The 18,882-nt window shown below is 72.3% G+C and carries 29 protein-coding genes and 1 tRNA gene; 21 read left to right on the top strand and 9 right to left on the bottom strand.

All coding sequences use genetic code 11. From position 1 onward, the window contains the following. The 3 genes from HK417_RS09330 to HK417_RS09320 all read right to left on the bottom strand — a co-directional run. Positions 1-213, bottom strand: a 213-nt coding sequence (locus HK417_RS09330; protein ID WP_222265641.1) for a helix-turn-helix domain-containing protein, incomplete at its 3' end; no start/stop codon positions are given. A gap of 674 nt (positions 214-887) precedes the next feature. Then, entirely contained in the window at positions 888-1,340 is a 453-nt protein-coding gene (locus HK417_RS09325; protein WP_222265639.1) for a hypothetical protein, read from the bottom strand. A gap of 23 nt (positions 1,341-1,363) precedes the next feature. After that, on the bottom strand, positions 1,364-1,522 hold the full coding sequence (locus tag HK417_RS09320; protein WP_222265637.1) for a hypothetical protein: 159 nt from the start codon (positions 1,520-1,522) through the stop codon (positions 1,364-1,366). Between the two features lie 735 nt (positions 1,523-2,257). Between HK417_RS09320 and HK417_RS09315 the strand changes: the two genes are divergently transcribed. From HK417_RS09315 to HK417_RS09240, 16 genes are all read left to right on the top strand, one after another. After that, complete coding sequence (locus tag HK417_RS09315; protein WP_222265635.1) at positions 2,258-2,431, top strand: hypothetical protein; 174 nt, start codon at positions 2,258-2,260, stop codon at positions 2,429-2,431. 134 nt (positions 2,432-2,565) lie between these two features. Beyond that, entirely contained in the window at positions 2,566-3,207 is a 642-nt protein-coding gene (locus HK417_RS09310) for a hypothetical protein (RefSeq protein ID WP_222265633.1), read from the top strand. 14 nt (positions 3,208-3,221) lie between these two features. Beyond that, positions 3,222-4,001 carry a hypothetical protein gene (locus tag HK417_RS09305; RefSeq protein ID WP_222265631.1) on the top strand — a complete coding sequence of 260 codons (780 nt, stop codon included), beginning with the start codon at positions 3,222-3,224 and terminating at the stop codon, positions 3,999-4,001. Positions 4,002-4,036: 35 nt separating this feature from the next. Further along, complete coding sequence (locus tag HK417_RS09300) at positions 4,037-4,384, top strand: histone-like nucleoid-structuring protein Lsr2 (protein WP_222265629.1); 348 nt, start codon at positions 4,037-4,039, stop codon at positions 4,382-4,384. A 666-nt stretch (positions 4,385-5,050) separates the two neighbouring features. Further along, positions 5,051-5,124, top strand: a tRNA-Arg gene (locus tag HK417_RS09295). A gap of 29 nt (positions 5,125-5,153) precedes the next feature. Next, entirely contained in the window at positions 5,154-5,567 is a 414-nt protein-coding gene (locus HK417_RS09290; protein WP_222265627.1) for a TIGR03668 family PPOX class F420-dependent oxidoreductase, read from the top strand. Between the two features lie 14 nt (positions 5,568-5,581). After that, positions 5,582-6,445, top strand: coding sequence for an LLM class flavin-dependent oxidoreductase (locus HK417_RS09285; RefSeq protein ID WP_222265626.1), 864 nt, complete (start codon positions 5,582-5,584; stop codon positions 6,443-6,445). Positions 6,446-6,515: 70 nt separating this feature from the next. Then, positions 6,516-8,042 carry a PP2C family protein-serine/threonine phosphatase gene (locus tag HK417_RS26120; RefSeq protein WP_222265624.1) on the top strand — a complete coding sequence of 509 codons (1,527 nt, stop codon included), beginning with the start codon at positions 6,516-6,518 and terminating at the stop codon, positions 8,040-8,042. Further along, complete coding sequence (locus HK417_RS09275) at positions 8,030-8,359, top strand: STAS domain-containing protein (RefSeq protein ID WP_222265622.1); 330 nt, start codon at positions 8,030-8,032, stop codon at positions 8,357-8,359. Before HK417_RS26120 ends, HK417_RS09275 begins: the two co-directional genes overlap by 13 nt. 1 nt (position 8,360) lies before the next feature. Continuing rightward, a complete protein-coding gene (locus HK417_RS09270) occupies positions 8,361-8,768 on the top strand; it encodes an ATP-binding protein (protein WP_222265620.1) in 408 nt (135 codons plus the stop codon). A gap of 196 nt (positions 8,769-8,964) precedes the next feature. Then, entirely contained in the window at positions 8,965-9,675 is a 711-nt protein-coding gene (locus HK417_RS09265; protein WP_222265618.1) for a response regulator transcription factor, read from the top strand. A gap of 66 nt (positions 9,676-9,741) precedes the next feature. Then, on the top strand, positions 9,742-10,119 hold the full coding sequence (locus HK417_RS09260) for a hypothetical protein (RefSeq protein ID WP_222265616.1): 378 nt from the start codon (positions 9,742-9,744) through the stop codon (positions 10,117-10,119). A 202-nt stretch (positions 10,120-10,321) separates the two neighbouring features. Next, a complete protein-coding gene (locus HK417_RS09255; protein WP_222265615.1) occupies positions 10,322-10,768 on the top strand; it encodes an SRPBCC family protein in 447 nt (148 codons plus the stop codon). 53 nt (positions 10,769-10,821) lie between these two features. Then, complete coding sequence (locus HK417_RS09250) at positions 10,822-11,667, top strand: NAD-dependent protein deacetylase (RefSeq protein WP_222265613.1); 846 nt, start codon at positions 10,822-10,824, stop codon at positions 11,665-11,667. Between the two features lie 3 nt (positions 11,668-11,670). Beyond that, positions 11,671-11,979 (top strand): ParB/RepB/Spo0J family partition protein, encoded by a 309-nt coding sequence (locus HK417_RS09245; RefSeq protein ID WP_222265611.1) that lies wholly within the window; start codon positions 11,671-11,673, stop codon positions 11,977-11,979. A 39-nt stretch (positions 11,980-12,018) separates the two neighbouring features. Further along, on the top strand, positions 12,019-12,945 hold the full coding sequence (locus HK417_RS09240) for an MSMEG_6728 family protein (protein WP_222265609.1): 927 nt from the start codon (positions 12,019-12,021) through the stop codon (positions 12,943-12,945). Here the strand turns inward: HK417_RS09240 and HK417_RS26420 are convergent. The 3 genes from HK417_RS26420 to HK417_RS09225 form a co-directional block, all read right to left on the bottom strand. Then, positions 12,926-13,570, bottom strand: coding sequence for a phosphotransferase family protein (locus tag HK417_RS26420; protein WP_308123473.1), 645 nt, complete (start codon positions 13,568-13,570; stop codon positions 12,926-12,928). The genes HK417_RS09240 and HK417_RS26420 overlap by 20 nt on opposite strands. 225 nt (positions 13,571-13,795) lie before the next feature. Then, positions 13,796-14,212: a PaaI family thioesterase gene (locus HK417_RS09230; protein WP_222265607.1), complete on the bottom strand. Its 417-nt coding sequence runs from the start codon at positions 14,210-14,212 to the stop codon at positions 13,796-13,798. After that, a complete protein-coding gene (locus HK417_RS09225; RefSeq protein ID WP_222265606.1) occupies positions 14,209-14,568 on the bottom strand; it encodes a VOC family protein in 360 nt (119 codons plus the stop codon). Before HK417_RS09225 ends, HK417_RS09230 begins: the two co-directional genes overlap by 4 nt. A gap of 91 nt (positions 14,569-14,659) precedes the next feature. Here HK417_RS09225 and HK417_RS09220 point away from each other — a divergent pair, with 91 nt between their 5' ends. Then, the gene (locus HK417_RS09220; RefSeq protein WP_222265604.1) at positions 14,660-15,217 is read left to right on the top strand and encodes a YbaK/EbsC family protein; all 558 of its coding nucleotides are present in this window, start codon (positions 14,660-14,662) and stop codon (positions 15,215-15,217) included. A gap of 26 nt (positions 15,218-15,243) precedes the next feature. Continuing rightward, positions 15,244-15,417: a hypothetical protein gene (locus tag HK417_RS09215; RefSeq protein WP_222265602.1), complete on the top strand. Its 174-nt coding sequence runs from the start codon at positions 15,244-15,246 to the stop codon at positions 15,415-15,417. Positions 15,418-15,429: 12 nt separating this feature from the next. On the opposite strand, the gene mscL is transcribed toward HK417_RS09215, so the two are convergent. The 3 genes from mscL to HK417_RS09200 all read right to left on the bottom strand — a co-directional run bounded on the left by mscL (position 15,430) and on the right by HK417_RS09200 (position 17,036). Beyond that, positions 15,430-15,891, bottom strand: a complete 462-nt coding sequence (gene mscL / locus HK417_RS09210) for a large conductance mechanosensitive channel protein MscL (RefSeq protein WP_222265600.1) — start codon at positions 15,889-15,891, stop codon at positions 15,430-15,432. A 45-nt stretch (positions 15,892-15,936) separates the two neighbouring features. Next, positions 15,937-16,602, bottom strand: coding sequence for a Flp pilus assembly protein CpaB (gene cpaB, locus HK417_RS09205; RefSeq protein ID WP_222265598.1), 666 nt, complete (start codon positions 16,600-16,602; stop codon positions 15,937-15,939). A gap of 110 nt (positions 16,603-16,712) precedes the next feature. Beyond that, on the bottom strand, positions 16,713-17,036 hold the full coding sequence (locus tag HK417_RS09200; RefSeq protein WP_222265597.1) for an FmdB family zinc ribbon protein: 324 nt from the start codon (positions 17,034-17,036) through the stop codon (positions 16,713-16,715). A 217-nt stretch (positions 17,037-17,253) separates the two neighbouring features. Here HK417_RS09200 and HK417_RS09195 point away from each other — a divergent pair, with 217 nt between their 5' ends. From HK417_RS09195 to HK417_RS09185, 3 genes are all read left to right on the top strand, one after another. Beyond that, complete coding sequence (locus HK417_RS09195) at positions 17,254-17,811, top strand: MarR family winged helix-turn-helix transcriptional regulator (RefSeq protein ID WP_222265596.1); 558 nt, start codon at positions 17,254-17,256, stop codon at positions 17,809-17,811. A gap of 79 nt (positions 17,812-17,890) precedes the next feature. Further along, positions 17,891-18,349 (top strand): DUF5313 family protein, encoded by a 459-nt coding sequence (locus HK417_RS09190; protein ID WP_222265594.1) that lies wholly within the window; start codon positions 17,891-17,893, stop codon positions 18,347-18,349. A gap of 55 nt (positions 18,350-18,404) precedes the next feature. After that, complete coding sequence (locus tag HK417_RS09185; protein WP_222265592.1) at positions 18,405-18,881, top strand: MarR family winged helix-turn-helix transcriptional regulator; 477 nt, start codon at positions 18,405-18,407, stop codon at positions 18,879-18,881. Position 18,882 lies beyond the last annotated feature (1 nt).

Genomic DNA, 18,882 nt, shown 5'->3' with positions numbered 1-18,882 from the left:
GCGCTCGGCGTAGCGGGCGCGCCAGGTCACCACCGTGCCCTCGGCGCAGCCGACCATCTCCGCAATCTCCTTGCCCGGCACCTCATCCGCGGCCAGCAGCACGATCCGGGCGCGCTCGACCACGCGGGCCGGCGCGCCCTTGTCCCGGACCCGCCGCTGCAGCTCCCGCCGATCGGCCTCCGGGACCTCGACCGTCCGCACGTGCGCGGCCATGAGAAATGGTCCACCCGAACCAGGGATGACCTCAAGAAACACCGCGACGGAGCACTAGTGAGGCGCGCTGACCGTGCTGGTCCAGAGCTGCCACGTCCGCCCGTGGGTGCCGGTCTCCTCCCGCGCCCCATCGGCGACGAGCTCGACCGGGCCTTCGCCGTCCATCGACACAACTCCTGGGCACTCCCCACAGCCGGCACCCTCGATCGGTTGGGGAGTGATTGCCTGGTCAGTCAGGACGGCGCGGGTGGACCCGTGGATCACGCCATCTCAGTCCGCACACAGTCCGCGGAGTCCGCAAAAAGTCCGCAACTCAGCCAGCATCGGTCGTCGTCCCCCAACGGCTTCCAACCATGAAACTGCAGGTCACGTCCGCGTTTCATCGATCACCGCACGCAGCCGTGCATCCCGGGTCAGTTCTGGGTCATCTACGCCGCTCGGCTGGTGCGACACATCTTAAGACCTGGCGCGAGCAGATGGACGAGTACGAGGACTGGGGCCGGCGGACCGACCTGACGCTGATCGAGCTGTACCAGTCGTCCGAACGCTTCGTGCAGCACGGCCTCAAGTGGTGCCCGTACGACGAGTACTAGGAGGAGCTGGACCTAGAGGCCAAGGACCTAAAGCGCGGGCCGCGGTAGCTGGCCGACTTCGCCTGGACGCCGCTGCAGCAGTCAGTCGACGCCTAGTTCCTTCCTGATCAGCTGCCTGACTCGTTCGACATCTTCCACGAAGACCTGCCGCATCTCACCGGACTGCTGCTCCGGGCTCTCGTGGTAGTAGGCGTAATAGGCCAGCTGATAGTTGACCCACACATCAGAGGCGGCCTCTCGGAGCTCGGCCATGGCATACAGATCGATTCGACTCGCTCCGGCCCTGAGATCGCGCATCAGCTTCTTATAGGTCTCGTCATTCCTGACTGAGCGGTCCGAGCCCATCAACGAATGCAAGTGGCCGCTGGCCGACGCGGCGTCAGCCATGAAGTCCTCGTACACCTCCGTGCGCTTGTCACGAAGCCAATGCCTGTGCGCGCGGCGCGACTGGACGACCGGCCCGATGAGCTGGCCCAGCACGGCAGCGCCGGCACCGACGAGGGCGGCGAGAAGTGCGACGACGGCTTGAGACACCAGTTGACCCTAGGGGTGGCACCTCACCGCGGCGCGCGGGTCTCCGACTCCAGCTCCAAGTGGATCAGCTTCCACAGCTTGAGCGTGAGCCGGAACTTGGTCGGCTTGTGCCGGACCGCCCAGATGAGGACGCCGAGCACCATGATGACCAGTGCCACGAGGGCTGCGAGGGCGATTGCCAAGGTCGTCTCCCAGAAGCGAAGCGGTCGCTAAGCTTCTGGCGATGCCGTGGCCCCTGCCGGGTTGACGTTCCCGGTTCCTAAGCTGCCAGTCGACGGCCTCCCGGCCTCCGAGCGCTAGGCTAGGCGACTGATGCAAGTCCCCATCCCCCATGGGATCGCCGTCGCGCAGCCAAAGTCTGCCGCACCTACTGCAACCGCAGCCGGCGCTGGCTCTTGAGCGGCGTGGCTGTCCGGTTGCCCTCGGCCCGGGTCCGCACGACCCCGTAGTCCCTGGCGATCTGCTGCACCCGCCGCGGCGTGATGCCGAAGCGCTTGGCGATGTGCTCGGTCAGGAACTCCCCCGACTGACAAGCACGAGCTATTTTATGGTTACGTTCATGTCAGTATTTCGCACAGTGCAGACTCCGCAATTTACGACGACCAGCGCGCCTACCCGTTCCCACCTACGGAGACCGTCTGGCTCGGTGCCGTGGTCAAGGAGATCGAATGCCGCCAGTTCAACGATCGGCGTCTTGACCCTACACCCCGGCATGACGATGAGTTATAGCAATACGGTGACGGTAATGACCCTGAACGCTGTCGGCGCTACCGGCAACCTCATCACCATCAAATCCGCTGCGGCAGGTACCCGCCGCAGCATCAGCAACGCCTCGGGTATCGTTTCCGCCGACTATCTCAACAATCCAAGACAGCAACGCCACCGGCGGCGCCACCTGGTACGCCGGGGTGAACTTCGTGGACTCTGGCAACAACCTCGGCTGGCTGTTCATGGCGGCCGGGACGGGAAGCACAGTCAACGTCTGGGACGGCACCTCCTGGGTGAGCAGGCCATCCAAGGTGCGCATCGGCACTGACTGGATGGCGAAACCCGTCAAGCGCTACACGGGCTCGACATGGGAGCCGACATGACGTTCACAGCACTTCTCCATAGGCTTCGCCTCTGCCCCAAGGCCCGCGCCGGCTACCTCTGCCATGGTCGCGACAGCTATGCGGAGTGCGGGTAGCTCGGCGGCAGCCCCATACCGGGGTGACATGCTCCTCTTGTGGCTCATGAACTACCTCCGCCGACGCCAGGCGTTGCCCACGTCAACGAGTCTGTCGATCAGGGGGACTGGAGGACGCCTTCGCTGCTTCTTCAGGATGCCGCCGTCTTCTACGCCACAGCCAGGAGGTACGACGAGTCTCGGGCCTACGGTGCCATCGAGGCGACAGGCCGCTACGTTCGAGCGTCGATTCTCGCCGCCTTCTCCGCCCTCGAGGCTCAGCTGAACCTGACCGCGTTCAACCATGCCGTCGCGCACCAGGAGTTGCTGACGCCGTTCGTCCACGACGTGCTTACCGAAGTCGAGACAGTCCTCGATGAGCAGGGTCGCATCCACAAGCGACCACGCCGGATCAGCATGACGGCACGGCTCAGCTTCCTGACCGCCTTCCTCAGCGGCCAGCCCTTCCCCCGCGGCGGCCAACTGTGGCAGGACCTCCTGGAAGCTATCGCGCTACGGGATAGCTGCGTCCATCCGAAGCCGCCGTTCCCCTTTGACTGGGAGCCCGACCAGGCGCGTCATGTCCTAACTACCGTCAGCGCCGTGCTGGCTGAGGTATCCCATCTGATGGGCCTTGAGCCGCCGCGGTGGTTGCGACCCGCCGATGAGTTGGTGGAGTCGCTTGGTGATGAGCTGCGATGAGGCAAGCTCGTCGCGTGCTCACTTGGCTCTCACGCATACCGCCTAAAGTTTGGCTACTTCTTTCCATCCTCGTCGCTGTGATGATTACCGCCTTATCCGACATTGAGGAATCGATCGGTCTGTGGGGGTTCTACCCCGGACATGAGGTCGGAACCTTCTTGTCCGAGCTAGCATTCGCCTTCCTGGGTGCCTACATCTTCAACTGGATCATCGTCGAGGTACCGAAAGAGCGCGCTTTGCGCGGGTACTACAAGGCTGCCTGGAACTCACTCGACGACCTGGCACGGACCCCGGCCCACATGGTTGCGCATGTTCTCGCGCTAACAGGTCCGGCGGTAGCCAGGTACGACGTTAGTGAGGAGGAGATTCACAAAAGCCTCCGGGAAGCCGACTGGGACCTTCTCGCCAGGGAGAACGTCGACATCCAGGGAAGACTTGCGGGCATGGAGTCTAGATTCCAGGAGAAGTACCGGGGCCTCGTCCCCATCCTCAACAGCTTTGAGCCAGCCGTGTCCGTAGCTATTGCTGATCTTGCTGCCGCCCGGATCCACGATTACGTGCCAGGCGTGATTCAAAATAAGGACCTCAAGACACTGCCCCACCTCCAGCGACTCCTCGCGCGACGGCTCCACGAATATCTTGAGTCGAGTAGGGTCATGCTCAAGGCGCTCGAGGAGTCCAAGTACACCCCGCCCCTCAAGCCATTCCACTACAAGGTCTCAGTGAAGGCCGTCGAGATAACCCTTACCCCCAAGAAGGAGGAAGGGGTGACTACCGCTGAGACCAGTACTTGAGTATCTTGAAGCTAGGCCAACTATGGGGAGCTGTAGTGGCACAAAAGACCTTCACCCGTCTCGTCGACGACCTGGACGAGACCATCATCGAGAAGGGCGCCGGCCAGACCGTGAAGTTCAGTCTCGACGGCACGGCCTACGAGCTCGACCTGACCAACGAGCACGCCGACGAGCTCCGCGAGGCGTTCTCGCGTTACGTCCAGGCGGCCCGCAAGACCGGTGGTCAGAAGTCCACCGCCAGCAAGCCGAGCGGGACCGCCAGCAAGTCGGACGTCAGCCCTCAGGCCGTTCGTGAGTGGGCCAAGGCCAACAAGGTCGAGCTGTCGGCGCGGGGCCGCATCCCGCAGAGCGTCATCGCCCAGTTCAAGGCCGCCGGCAACTGACCTCTCCTCATCTTCCTGATTGTGCTGGCCGTCGTCTGGCGTCTCGCGCCGACCAAGTTCCGGCTGAGCCTCAAGCTGACCAAGCGGATGCTCTTGGAGCTGGAGTCTGAGTCGGAGGCTCGGCGTAAGCCAGCGCGACGTCGGTGAACTGGCCGGCGCGCAGGCCGCGGTTCCCCCAGCGACCCGTCAGTGGCGCCTGCCGAGCTATCGCCATCTGCGCTGATACGCGGGCTGGCGGTGTCGGTAGTTCATGGCCCGGATGGCCTCAGGTGCGAGGGGCCGCCGGACACCGGAACTAACTGTGCGTCGGAACGCGTCAGTGGCCGCGTCCTGAATCTCGACGATTGGGCGCCTCCCCACCCCTGCCTGCTTCCCTACAACCGGCGTCCCTCCGGCTGTCGCAGGGCGGGGGAAGGGTGGGCCGGAGGCCCATCCCGCAGGGACGCGGAGCGCCCTTCCGGCGACCGAGACAGGCGGAAGACTGCCGCCGGGTGGGAGGCGGCACCTCCAGCATTGGCAAGGCGTCCCAAGGCGAAGGGGTCTGACGCACGGCTGCTCGTGCTTGCGGACATACGGTCAGCACTCGGTCAGCAGAACGTCCGTTGAGGGCCGTCGACAGCACTCATCAGCTCGGCACAACACCGCAGGTCAAAGCCGCAATGACCGACCGGAGCCCAGGTCAGGACCACGCCCGGATCGGTTTCCTAAACCGTGTGCCGCAGGTTCGAATCCTGCCGGGGGCACCCACGGGCGCGGTACAACAGCGGCGATGGACACCGCCGACCTGCGCGCGCGCTTCGCGTCCCGTCCGGTGGCCCGGCTGTCGACCGTGCGGCCGGACGGGCGACCGCACGTGGTCCCGTGCGTCTTCGCGCTCCTCGGCGACACCGTGTACACCGCGGTCGACGCGAAACCGAAGCGGTCGGCGCGCCTGCAGCGCCTGACCGACGTCCGCGCCGAGCCCCGCTGTGCCCTGCTCGTCGACCACTACGAGGAGGACTGGGCGCGGCTGTGGTGGGTCCGCGCCGACGGGCACGCTGAGATCGTCGAGCAGCCGTCGCCGGACCACCCCGGGATCCGGGCGCTGGTGGCACGGTTCCCGCAGTACCGGGAGGAGCCGCCCTCCGGGGCGCTCCTCGTCGTGACCGTCGACCACTGGACGGGGTGGTCGGGTTCGTCCTGACGAGAGGGGACCTCGTGGAGATCGGCATCGGCATCCCGAACAGCGTCCGGGGCGCGACCGGCGCCCAGTTGCTGGAGTGGGCACGGCGGGCGGAGGCGGCAGGCTTCTCGAGCCTGGGGACGATAGGGCGGGTGGCCTACCCGAGCTACGAGGAGTTGACCGTCTTCGCCGCCGCCGGCGCAGTCACCGAGCGCATCAGGTTCGTCACGGACATCCTGCTCGGGCCCACCCGTAGCAGTGCCGAGCTGGCGAAGCAGGCCGCCTCGGTGCAGGAGCTGACCGGTGGGCGGCTGACGCTGGGGCTGGCCGTCGGCGGGCGGGAGGACGACTACCGGCTCACCGGACGGGACTTCTCCGCCCGTGGGCGGCTCTTCGACCAGCAGCTGGCCGATCTTCAGCGAGCGTTCGCCGGTGAGGCGCTCGTGGCGGACTCCCGGCCGGTGGTGCCGGACGCCGTGCGTGGAGGGGTGCCGATCCTGGTCGGCGGCACGTCCGACGCCGCGATCCGCCGGACCGTGGAGCACGGCGTCGGGTGGACGGCGGGTGGGGCTCCACCGCCGATGGTCGCGCCGTTCGTGCAGCGGGTCCGCGCCGCCTGGCAGGAAGCAGGCCGCGAGGGCTCGGCCCGGATTGTGGCGCTCAACTACTTCTCGCTCGGCGACACCGTGGAGCGGTCGCGGGACTACCTGCTCGACTACTACGGGGGCCTCGGCCGCGAGACCGCCGAGATGATCGCCGCCGGCGCACACCGCTCGCCCCAGGCCATCGCGGACGTGATCGCCGCGTTCGTGGAGGCGGGCGTGGACGAGTTGATCCTCGACCCGACCGTCGCCGACCCTGCCCAGGTCGACCTGCTCGCGGAGGTCGCGCTCGCCTGAAGCGGCCTGCCGACGTGTCCCGTGCACCAGTTACTCTCGTCACGCCATGGAGAAAACGCGACTACGCAAAGTGAGCTTTGTCGTCGCCGTGCTGCTCCTGGTGGTCACCGCGGTGCTCACCTTCCTGACCTGGCGGGTCAGTGAGCACAGCGAGCAGCGGCTGCTGAGCCGCCAGATGGCGCTGGTGGGCTCGCTGCTCACCAGTCAGGCCGCGGTCCTGCAGGTGCAGCTGGCCGACATCGCCCAGGTCGCGGTCAACACCGACGCCAACCCCGCGGCGTTCGCCCGGTTCGGTGCCACCCAGCTGCAGCAGACCGGGCAGTCGCTGTCCCTGTGGCGGATGACCGACGGGCAGGCCGAGCAGCTGGCCGTGCAGGGCGTGGACCCGCGGCTGCCGGCCGAGGGCGCCGGCGCCCTGTCCGTCCTCGAACCGACCGGGGAGCTGGTCATCCTCGGGATCGTCCCGAGTGAGCCGGACCGGCTGGCCTACGGACTGAGGCCGGTGGACACCGACCTGCTCGTCTACGCCGAGTCACCGCTGCCGGACGGGGGCGAGCTGGCGGCGCCGCCGGACTCCCCGATGGCCGGTCTGGACCTCGCTCTCTACCTGGGGCGGACGACCGAGCCCGAGCAGTTGCTCCAGGCCACCGGGCCCACCCCCGTCGAGGGCGACACCCACCGCTCCGAGGTGCCGTTCGGCACCACCACGGTCACCATCGTCGGCGCGTCCCCGGCCCACCTGGCCGGCCCGCTGTCCGCGGCGCTGCCGTGGATCGTGCTCGGCGTAGGCGGGGCGCTGGCCCTCGGCAGTGCGGGCACGGTCGAGTACGTCTCCCGCCGGCGGGTGGTCGCCGAGCGGCTGGCCGCCGAGAACGAGCGGCTCTACCGCCAGCAGCGCGGCATCGCCGGCACGCTGCAGCTCGCACTGCTGCCGGTCGTGCCTGAGCTCACCGGGGTCGACGTCGCCGCCCGGTACGTGGCCGGCGTCGACGAGCTCGAGGTCGGCGGCGACTGGTACGACGTCATCGAGCACCGGCCCGGGTGCTGCGTGTTCGTCGTCGGCGACATCTCCGGCCGGGGGCTTCCCGCGGCCACGACGATGGCCTCGCTGCGGTTCGCCGTGCGCGCCTACCTCGCCGAGGGCCACGACATCGAGGGCGTGCTGACCCGGCTGCGCCGCCTGCTCGACGTCGACGTCGACCATCAGTTCGCCACCGTGCTGCTCGGCGAGCTGGACGCGGCCGCCGGCCGCCTGCGGCTGGTGTCCGCCGGGCACTTCGGCCCGGTCGTGGTCACCGCCGACGGCGCCCGGCTGGTCGACTGCCCGGTGACCCCGCCGATCGGCGTCCCCAGCCGGGTCGCGCCCCGCGCCACGACCGTGCAGGTCCGCGGTCCCGCCACGCTGCTGGCGTTCACCGACGGAGCGGTCGAACGCCGGGGTGAGGTCGTCGACACCGGGCTCGAGCGACTCCGGCGGGCAGCGGAGGCCACCGGGGCGCGGCCGCTGGAGCCGATGCTGGACGACCTCCTCGAGACCATGACCGCGGACGGCAGGAAGGACGACACGGTGATCCTGGGGCTTCGATGGACCGGCTGACCGAGGCCCCCCGGGCCACGCTGACCGTCACGGCCGATCCCGACGGGGGCGCGCTGGTGGTCGGGCTGGCGGGTGAGCTGGACATCGCCAGCCTGTCCGACGTGGCTCCGCAGCTGGACGCCCTGCTGGCACGCGAGGCGCAGCCGGTGCACCTGGACCTGGCGGGGCTGCAGTTCATGGACTCCTCCGGCGTCACCGTGCTGATCCGCATCGCCAACCACTTCGAGCCGGTCACCGCCGGGAACGCGAGCCCCGTGGTGGCCCGCGTGGTGCAGGTGCTCGGGCTCGCCGACCGGTTCGGCCTGGACGGTGCCTGAGGTGCTCAGCCGGTCCTTCCCCGCCTTCGCGGTCTCGGTGCCCGTCGCCCGCCGCTACGTCACCGACGTGCTGGAGCCGGAGCACCTGCCGGTGGAGACGAGCCAGACGGTGGCGCTGCTGGTGTCCGAGCTGGTCACCAACGCCGTGCGGTACGCCGGAGGGCAGTTCGCGGTCGCCGTGGAGTACACCGCCGAGGACGGCCGGGTGTGGATCGGGGTAACCGACGCCAGCCCCGGGCTCCCGGTGCTGCGGCGGCCCGCGGTCACCGCCGAGCGCGGACGCGGCCTGCAACTGGTCGGCTCGCTCGCCGACCGGTGGGGCGTCCGCCGGCGCCGGGGGACGGATGAGAAGACGGTGTGGTTCGAGCTGAGCGCCCGACCCGCGGCGCCGACTCGCCTCGGGACCTGACCCGGTTCACCAGCATCGGGAATGGCGCGGACAACGGTTCCCCGGTCCGCGCGGCACCATTCCCGACCGGTTCCGCGACCTCCATTCCAGTTCGCGGAGAAATGTCTGGATCCCGCTCAGTCCGGTGCTCAAGCAGTTCACCCACCCGGTCGATGTCACTCATGAGAGTCACCCAGACCGAGATGGAGAACCAGCTGTGTCCGCACCCCTGTCGAGTGCCCCGCGCGGTGTCACCCGCGTCCTGATCCTGGCCGACGCGCCGGTCCTGCGCCGCGGCCTCCTCGGCATGGTGAACGAGACCGCCGGCCTGCAGGTCGTGGGTGCTCCCGGCGAGCCCCGCCGCGCGCTGACGCTGGCCGAGTCGGCCCGCCCGGACGCCGTCGTCGTCGAGCTGGGCTCCGGCCTGGCCGCCACCCTGAACGCCTGCCGCGACCTCCGCCGCCGCTTTCCGCAGATCGCGATCGTCGCGGTGGCCACCTCCGAGTCGCCGGCGGTCGTGAACGAGGCGCTGGCCGCCGGTGTCCGCGGCTACCTGCTCATGAACACCTCGCCCACGCTGCTCGGCTGGGCGGTCCTCGCCGCCCGCGCCGGCCGCACCGTCGTCGACCCGCAGATCCGCCGGGGCGAGGCCGCGGCCGAGGCGCCGTCCGCGGTGCTCACCCCCGAGGTGCCGCTGACCCGCCGCGAGTCCGACGTCCTCGACGAGCTCATCAAGGGCCAGTCGAACCGGCAGATCGGCAAGAACCTCTTCATCAGCGAAGACACCGTCAAGTCGCACGTCAAGGCGATCCTGCGCAAGCTCGGTGCCCGCGACCGGGCGCACGCGGTCTCCCTCGTGCTCTCCTCGCGCAGCCCCGGCTGCACCTGCGGGGTGCACACCCCCGCGCTGGCTCCCGAGACCGTCTGACGCCCCGGTCCGGCGGGCGCGGAGCGACGACTGCCGCACCGGCGTCCGGCGAACTACCGTGCCTGCATGGTGGGTCTGCTCGCCGCGCTGCTGGTGGTCGCCCTGCTGGCCGGCCTGGCCGTGTGGGCGCTCAGCGAGCTGCGGTCCCCGGCGCTGGGCGGCGGCGTCCCGGCCCGGCGGATCTCCGCGCGGGACCGGGAGTTCCGGCAGCGGTCGATCGCCGCGGCGCGCTGGACCACCGCGCACGACGAGGTGGACGGCGTGACCCGGGTGCTCCTCCGGCGCGCCTGCACCGGCCTGGACGGGCGGCCCGAGGTGCTGGAGGAACGCGTCTTCGCCAGCTTCCCGGCGCAGGACCCGCTCTGGGAGGGCCGGTTCACCGAGGCGATGGCCGGTGCCCGGTTCCGCTGTCAGTACCTCAACGCAGAGGACGCACAGGAGTAGCTCCCGGCAACCCGCGGGCGTCCCTGTGGAGAGCGCCCCCCGCTGTGGACGCGCACGGACGGCGTCCGCCGCCGGGACGGCGACCTCGACCGGCCCGGCCAGCGGCCACCGTGTGCCGGGGTGCGCGCCGGGTCGGCCCGGCCGTGCGCGACCTGGGTGCCTCGACGAGGGCGCTGGTGACTCCGCGGGGCAGGATGGGGGCATGGCTCAGGTCGTCGCAACCACCGAACGGGTCGTGCGGGCGCCGGCAGACGTCGTCCGCGCCGCGCTTGCCGACTACGAGGTCATGCGCCCGAAGGTCCTGCCCGAGCAGTTCAGCGAGTACCGGGTGGACGAGGGTGGTCAGGGCGCGGGCACCCGCGCGCACTGGCGGCTGCAGGCGACGTCCAAGCGGGTCCGGGTGCAGGACGTGGTCGTGACCGAGGGGCCCTCCGGCGAGCTGGTCGAGGCCGACGCCAACTCGAGCATGGTCACCACCTGGAGCGTGCACCCCGCCGGGGCCGACGCCACCACCGTCCGGGTGCGCAGCGAGTGGCAGGGCGCCGGGGGCATCGGTGGGTTCTTCGAGCGGACCTTCGCGCCCAAGGGCCTGGGCCGGATCCACGACGCCGTGCTGGAACGGCTGGACCGGGAGGTCGCGGTCCGCTGACCCCGCCGGCGGCGGCACGGGCGCGGGCGGCGATCAGCGGGGACGATGGGCCGGTGACCGCCGCACCCGCCACCGTCGACGGCGTCGACGAGCTCGCCGACCTGCTGGGCGCCGGGGGAGCGCTGGTGCTCTCCGGCGCCGGTCTGTCCACCGAGTCGGGGATCCCCGACTACCGCGGCGCCACCGGCTCACTGCGCCGGCACACGCCGATGACCTACCAGACGTTCACGCGCGACCCCCGGGGCCGGCGCCGCTACTGGGCGCGCAGCCACGTCGGCTGGCGGCAGATCGCCACCGCCCGCCCCAACGCCGGTCACCGCGCGGTCGCGGCGCTGCAGGCGGCCGGGGCGGTCGGTGGGGTGATCACCCAGAACGTCGACGGCCTGCACCAGGCCGGCGGCGCCCGGGACGTCACCGAGTTGCACGGCGGGCTCGACCGCACGGTCTGCCTGGCCTGCGGGGACGTCGCCGACCGGGTGGAGCTCGACGCGCGGCTGCGGACGGTGAACCCCGGCTTCCGCCGGGAGGGCACTGAGGAGGTGAACCCGGACGGCGACGTGGAGCTGCCCGAGGCGGCGCTGGACGGCTTCGTGATGGTCGACTGCCTGGCCTGTGGCGGCGGCCCGCTCAAGCCGGACGTCGTCTTCTTCGGTGAGACGGTGCCCCGCGACCGGGTCGACCGCTGCTTCTCCCTGGTCGACCGGGCCCGGTCGCTGCTGGTCCTCGGCTCGTCGTTGACCGTGATGAGCGGCTACCGGTTCGTCATCCACGCGGCCAAGCGGGGCATCCCGGTGGGGATCGTGAACGTCGGCCCCACCCGCGGCGACGCGAAGGCCGACGTCCGCGTCGACGCACCGCTCGGCCAGGTGCTGCCGGAGCTGGCCCTCCGGCTGGTCTGACCGGTGGCCGGGCGCGACGTCGACCGCACCCCGGACGGGCGGTACGTCGTGGTGGACGGGCGCCGCTGGCGCACCGCCGACCCGGCCCAGCCGGCGGAGGTCCGCGCACGACTGCTGCACCACCTCGGCGTCGCGCGGTCCGCGGTCGGCAACGGTCGCCGGGCGGGTGACGAGGCGGCGGTGGCGGCGGCCCGGGCACGGGTCCAGGCGGCCAAGACCGGGCTGGGGGAGCGGGGGCCGGCCTGGTGGGACCAGGACGACGCCGCGCGACGCGCCCGCTGGGAGGAGGCGCTGCGGGAACTGGACGGCTGACCCGGCGGGCGGTCGGCCGCTGCCCCAGGATGGACGGCGATGCAGACGTTCCTCCCGGTGCCCGACTTCGCCGAGACCGCCCGGCTCCTGGACAGCCCCCGCCTCGGCAAGCAGCGGGTCGAGACGCTGCAGGTCCTGCGCGCCCTCGAGCTGCCCGACTACGGGTGGGTGTCGCACCCGGTGGTCACCATGTGGCGCGGGCACACCGCGGGACTGGTGGTCTACGGCCTGGCGATGGTGAAGGCCTGGAAGGAGCGCGGCTTCGCCGACAGCACCGAGACGCTGATCGCGGAGTTCGCGCCCGACGCGGCGCGGATGACCCAGGCCGAGGCGGCCGCGGCCGGCCTGCTGCCCAGCTGGGTGGGTGACGCGGAGCTGCACCTCTCGCACCGGTCGAACCTGCTGGCCAAGGACCCGGTGTACTACCGCGACCGCTTCCCGGGGGAGCCGGACGACCTGCCGTACAAGTGGCCGGGCGCGGACGACGTGCCCCCGGCCGCGGCGCCGGAGGGCGTGCCGGTCTGGGTGGTGCGGCCGCGGGCGCACAGCGAGCTCGGGGCCGCGCTGGCCAGCGGCATCGTGGGGCTGGGCACGCAGGCCGGCGTGGACGTGGACGCGACCGGGCTCTCCCCGGCTGAGCTGCGGGCGCTGTCCAAGGAGCTGTCCGGCCGGCGGCCCGCCAAGGACCTGCGCCAGCTGTCGGCCTTCCTCGACGACGTGCAGCCGGGGAACCTCGTCGGCCTGCCGATCGAGATGGGCGCGGGGCTGCTGCTCGGTGAGGTGGTGGGCGACTACCTGTTCGCCGGGCCGGAGCTGCTGCCGCACCGCCGCCCGGCCCGGTTCGACCGGGTGGTGCCGCGCTCGGCGGCCCGGCCCCCGGCGACCCTGCAGGACCCCCGCGCGCTGTTCCGGGTCGTGCTGGACCCGGCTGCCGTCCCTGAGCGGCTCAGCGCAGCCCGGCGCTGACCTCGGCGACGGCCGCGGCCAGCCGGGTCCGGGCCTCGGGCAGGTGCCCGGGCACCCGCGCGGCGTGCACGAACCACCAGGCGCCGGCGTGGAGCAGCCGCAGCCAGCGGAACGGCGCCAGCTCCTCCTCGCTCACCGGGTCGGGCATCGCGTCCAGCGCTGCGCGGCCGTCCAGCCGGCCGGTGGACCGCAGGCAGGCGAGGTCCCAGGCGCGCGGGCCCCGGGAGGTGTCCTCGAGGTCGGTCCAGCGCAGGCCGGCTCGGGTGAGCAGCAGGTTCCCGGGGTGCGCGTCGCCGTGCAGGGTCGTGTCCGGGCCGGCGACCCGCGGCCGCAGCGCGCCGGCGAGGGCGGGGACCTCGCGCAGCAGGGCGGGGTACGGCGCCCAGCGATGCGCCGCGTGCCGCGAAGGTGCCCAGGTCGTCGAAGGGGGTGTCCAGCGCGGCGCCGTCCCACCGCGGGCGGATCCCGGCGAGCGCGGCGTGCAGGTCGGCCAGTGACCGGCCCGCCTGTACCGCCGTGGCGCTGTCGGGCAGGACCTCGACGTGCTCCCAGAACGACAGGGTGAGCCCGTCGTGCTCGTGCGGCCCGGGGGGCACCAGGTCCGACGGCGCGACCACGGCGGCACCCGCGGCCGCCAGGGCTCGCGCCAGCTCGACCTCCCGGGCGAACGGCCGGCCGATCGCGGGCCGCAGCAGCGGGGTCAGGGTGGCCACCCGCGCGACCACCGGCGCCGGGCGCAGCCACGCCACGACGTTGACCCCGTCGTGGAGGACGACCGGGTCGTCGGCCCGCACTCCGTGCGACCGCGCCACCGCGACCGCGGCGGCGACCGCCCGGGCGGGGCGGTGGCTCACGCGCCGCGCAGGGGCACGTTCTGCAGCCGCATCTGGCCCCGGGCCACGATCTTGCCGTCCTCGGCGCGGGTGAGCGTGACCGTCCACAGCTGCAGCGTCCGGCCCTGCTGGATCGGCTCGGCCAGCACGTCGAGCCGCCCGGCGGTCATCGGCCGCAGGAAGTCCGTCTGGTTCGACACCCCGACGGCGAACTGGCCCCGGTCCGCGACCGCGGCGCTGGCGCCCACGCTGGCCGCCGACTCGACGATCGCGCAGTAGACGCCGCCGTGGACGATGCCCCACGGGGTGTGGTGCCCGGGCCCGAGGTCGACGTGGCCGGCGACCCGGGTGCCGGTGACCTCGGTGATCTCGAGGCCGGTCGCGGTGGTGAACGCGCTGGCCGTGGTGGGGTCGACCGACGGCAGTCCGCTCACTGGGCGTCCCACACCAGGCAGAACGGGTGTCCGACCGGGTCGGCGTAGACCCGGAAGTCCCCGCTGCCACCGGGCAGGCGGCGTGCGCCCAGCGCGAGGACCTGCGGCTCCGCGGCGTCGACGTCGGCGACCCGGATGTCGAGGTGGAACTGTTGCGGGCGGGCCGGGTCCGGCCAGTCCGGCGGCTGCAGGTCCGGCGCCTGCTGGAAGGCGATGCGGTAGCCGGCCCCGGTGATGGTGACCCAGTCGTCGCCGGGCTGCCCGTGGACATCCATGCCGAGCAGGCCGGCGTAGAAGGTCGCGAGCGCGTGGGCGTCGGGAGCGTCCAGGACCACCGAGTGCAGCTGACCGATCATGGCCGCATCCTCTCCCGCCCGGTGGAGCGGCGACCACTCGCCATCCGGCCCCCCGGCGGGGCGGCGCGCGCGGCTCGGGCACGATCGGGCCATGGCCGAACCCCTCCCCGCCCCGCAGCTCGGCACCCTCACCTGGCAGCCCGCCGCCGAGCACCTGGACCTGCTCGGCGCTCCGGTCGCCGCCGCGGTCCCGTCGCTGGCCGAGCCCGTCTGGGTGGCCGCCATCGACGACGAGGCCGCCGACACCGCGGCGTTCACCGACGTCTACGAGGTGCCGCTCACGGCGTCGGCCAACTGCGTGGTGGTCGCCGCCCGCCGGTCCGGGCAGACGACCATGGCCGCCTGCCTGGTGCTCGCCACCACCAGGGCGGACGTCAACGGCCTGGTGCGCCGTCACCTGGGGGCGCGCAAGGCGTCGTTCGCCCCGCAGGACGTCGCGGTCGCCGAGAGCGGCATGGCCTACGGCGGGATCACGCCGATCGGGCTGCCCGCGGACTGGCCGGTGCTCGTGGACGCCGCCGTCGCCGCCAGCGACCTGGTGGTGATCGGATCGGGGACGCGGGGCAGCAAGCTCGCCGTCTCCGGGAAGGTGCTCGCCGCGCTGCCGGGCGCCGAGGTCCTCGAGGGCCTCGGCCAGCCGGTGGACTGACCCGGCTCCCGGCCTAGGCTCGGGCCGTGGCAGTCCCCGAGCACCCCCTGGGGGAGGAACGTCCCCGCACCGTCGTCCCGGCGCGGGCCGAGCGGGCACCGGACGACAGCGACGTCGGCTGGGGGGAACGGCGGACCGAGCCGGACGACGAGGACCGCCGCTACCTGGAGGACCGGCCTCCGCACTGGGGCAGCGACTGAGCCTCCACCGGCTCAGCCCCGGCCGGGCAGCGTGGTCGTGCCGGGGCCCGGGGGGTCGGCGTGCCGCCCCGGCGAGCGGGCCGGGCCCGCCGGCTGGTCCTGCTGCGCGCGCAGCAGGTCGCGGATCTGGGCGAGCAGCTCCACCTGGGTGGGCGGCACCGGTCCCGCCTCCTCGCCGCGCCTGCGCCGCTCCGTGATCGTCTTCAGCGGGAGGACGACGACGAAGTAGATGACGGCCGCGGTCAGCACGAACGTGATCATCTGGTTGACGAACGAGCCCCAGGTGAAGTCCTGCCCGTCGACCGTCACGGTGCCGCCCTTCACGCCGCCGCCACCCACCAGGCCGATCAGCGGCTGCAGGAACGACTCGGTGAACGAGGTGACGACCGCGGTGAACGCGGTGCCGATCACCACCGCGACGGCCAGTTCGACGACGTTCCCGCGCAGCAGGAAGTCCTTGAAGCCCTTGAACACCCACGCACCCCTCGGTCGGGACCGGCACGCTGCGGGTCCGCTCGGTCACGGCCGGCCGAGGGTAACCGTGAGGGTGGACGTGGCCGCGGCGGCAGCGAGGCGCGCCGCGGTGTCCGGGTGGACCGCGAGCACCAGCAGGCCGTCGCCGGCCGCCTCCCCGCCCGGGTCGGTGGCGGCGGGCGGCGCGGCGAGCACGAGCGCGCCGGAAGCGACCACCACGACCGTCGTGCCGCCGGCGTCCGGTCCGCTGGCCAGCTCACCCGGGACGGCCGTGGCGGCCAGCACGTCGACCCGGTCACCGGCGCGCAGCAGGGTGGCGACGGCCAGGTCGGCGAGCCGCACGGGGGCGGCGACCTCGCCCGGCGGCACCTGGGCCCAGAGTCCCGGCCCGATCAGGCGGACGTCGGTGACCGGTTCACCGCTGCGCACCGGCGCGGCGAGCACCTGCCCGGTGAGCGTCCCGGGCTGCGGGGTCGATCCGTCGGGCACCACGTCGCCCGGCAGCGCCGCGGTGGTGAGGTCGCCGGGGCCGAGCGTCGCGCCGGCGGGCAGGTCGGCCACCGCGACGGCGACCTGCACCAGCGGGCGCGGGGCCGGTGAGCCCGGGCCGGGCGGCCGCAGCGCGAGGACCAGCGCCAGGCAGGCGAGCGTCGCCGCGGCGACCTGCCGCAGCAGGCGGGCCGGGGAGCGGGGGCGGCGGAAGCGGGGCATGCCGCGACGCTAGGGAGCCGGGGATCCGCCGTCCGGCCGGCGCCGGGACCTGTGGAGAACCGGTCGGCCTGTGGACGGGCGGCGGCGCGGAGCCGCCGTCCGTGGTGTCCTCAGCTGGCGGCCTTGCCGCCGCTGCCGGAGGAGGTGCCGCCCGATGAGGAGCTCGACGTGCTGCTCGACGACGAGCCGGAGCCCGAGGAGCCTGCCGAGCTGGGGGTCGACGAGGTGGTGCTGGTCGACGAGCTCTCGGACTTGCGGCTGTCGGTCCGGTAGAAGCCGGAGCCCTTGAACACCACGCCGACCGATCCGTAGACCTTGCGCACCGGGGCGTCGCAGTTCCGACAGGTGGCCAGGGCCGGGTCGCTGAACGACTGCACGACCTCGAACTCGTGCTTGCTCTCGGGGTTGGCGCAGACGTACTGGTAGGTGGGCACGGTGGTGGCGCTCCTCGTCCGATGCTGGGCCGGGCTGGCACTCGACCCCGTCGACTGCCAATTGTGCGCCGTCGTGGTGGTGGTCGTCCACGTGTGTCGGCGAGTGTCACTCCCCGGCGTGGTTGGCCCGGGTGCAGGCGCGTGCGCGTCGAGGTGGCGGAGGGGTCGGGCCTGCTCGGCGCCGGTGCCCGGCTCCTCGCCGTCCTACGCTGGGCCGATGACGAGCGACGATCCGTCGGCCGCACCGGGAGCCGTGGACTTGCTGGTCCTCGAGCGTCAGGTGTGCTTCGCCCTGTCGGTCGCGGCCCGCAACGTCGTCGCGGTGTACCGGCCGGTGCTCGAGCCGATGGGGCTGACCCATCCGCAGTACCTGGTGATGCTCGCGCTGGGGCAGCACGGGTCGCTATCGGTCAAGGACCTGTCCGGTCTCCTGCAACTGGACCCCGGCACGCTCTCGCCGCTGTTGAAGCGGCTGGAGGCGGCGGGCCTGCTCCGCCGGGAGCGGGACCCGCGGGACCCGCGGGACCAGCGGAACCTGGCGCTGACGCTGACCGACAAGGGCAGCGCGCTGCGGGCCGAGGCCGAGGCGGTCCCGGCCGGCATCGTCGAGCGGCTCGGCATGCCGGTCGAGGAGCTGGTCGCGCTCCAGGGGGCGCTGACCCGGGTGATCGCGGCCAGCCAGCGGGCGCTGGCGGCGACACCGGCGACCGCCGGGGCGGCCCGGGTAGACCGCGCCGTCCGGGGACCGGCAGCCGCCGGCGGAGAGAGCATGTGATCCGGGTGACACTTGGTACCCCAACGATTGGGCTGGGGACAATCGAGGCGTGGCCACGGTCGAGCAGGAGAGAGTCGTCATGACAGGTCCCGCAGGGGGGCGCGGCGCGTCGACCGGGCCCGTCGTCCGCCCGGCTCCCCACCGGTGGCTCTGGTACGCCTTCGGCGGCCGGCTGCCCGAGCGCCACCGCGGCTGGGTGCTGCACGACACGACCACCGACACGTGGTGGCTGCGCCACGTGGTCCGCAGCCTCGTCCAGATGAGCGTCCCGATCGTCGCGGTGGTGGTGCTCCTGCCGGCCCCGTGGGGTCTGCGGCTCGCCGCGGCGGGCGGGGGGCTCTTCCTCGGGATGCTCTACTCGCTGGCCTACATGAACGAGACCACGGAGCACCGGGTCATGAAGGCCGGCTATCCGGCGGGAACTGCGCAGGCCGCCCGGGACAGCACCGGTCTGATGCGGCAGCAGGAGGAGACCGAACGCAAGCGGGTCGCGGCCGCCAAGCGCGCCGACCGCTACCGGCGGCGCGCCGGGGGCTGACCGATCCACAGCAGGCCCGCCGTCCCGCTGGCTTCCGCCGGTCTACCGTTCCGCTGTGTCCACCGAGTGGCTCGATGAGCAGCAGCAGCGCACCTGGCGTGCCTGGCTCGCGGTCGCCGAGCTGCTGCCCCGCACGCTCGACGCCCAGCTGCAGCGTGACGCGGGGCTCACCCACGCCGCGTACGTCGTCCTCGCGATGCTCTCCGAGGCCCCGGACCGCAGCCGGCGGATGAGCGACCTCGCCCGCGTGGCGAACCAGTCGCAGAGCCGGCTCTCGCACACCGTGGCCCGGTTGGAGGAGCGCGGCTGGGTGCACCGGGTGCGGGCCACCGAGGACCGCCGGGGCAACGTCGCGGTGCTGACCGACGCCGGCTGGGACGTCGTCCAGCGAGTGGCGCCCGGCCACGTCGCCGCGGTGCGGGAGGGCGTGTTCGCCGCCCTCACCCGCGAGCAGACGTTGGCGCTGGAGGAGGCCCTGACCGCCGTCATCGAGCGACTGGACCCCGACCACACGCTGCGCGCCGTCGACTGAT

This window comes from Modestobacter marinus, assembly GCF_019799945.1.
Lineage (GTDB): Bacteria > Actinomycetota > Actinomycetes > Mycobacteriales > Geodermatophilaceae > Modestobacter > Modestobacter marinus_B.
This window is presented reverse-complemented; position numbering and strand designations above follow the sequence as displayed.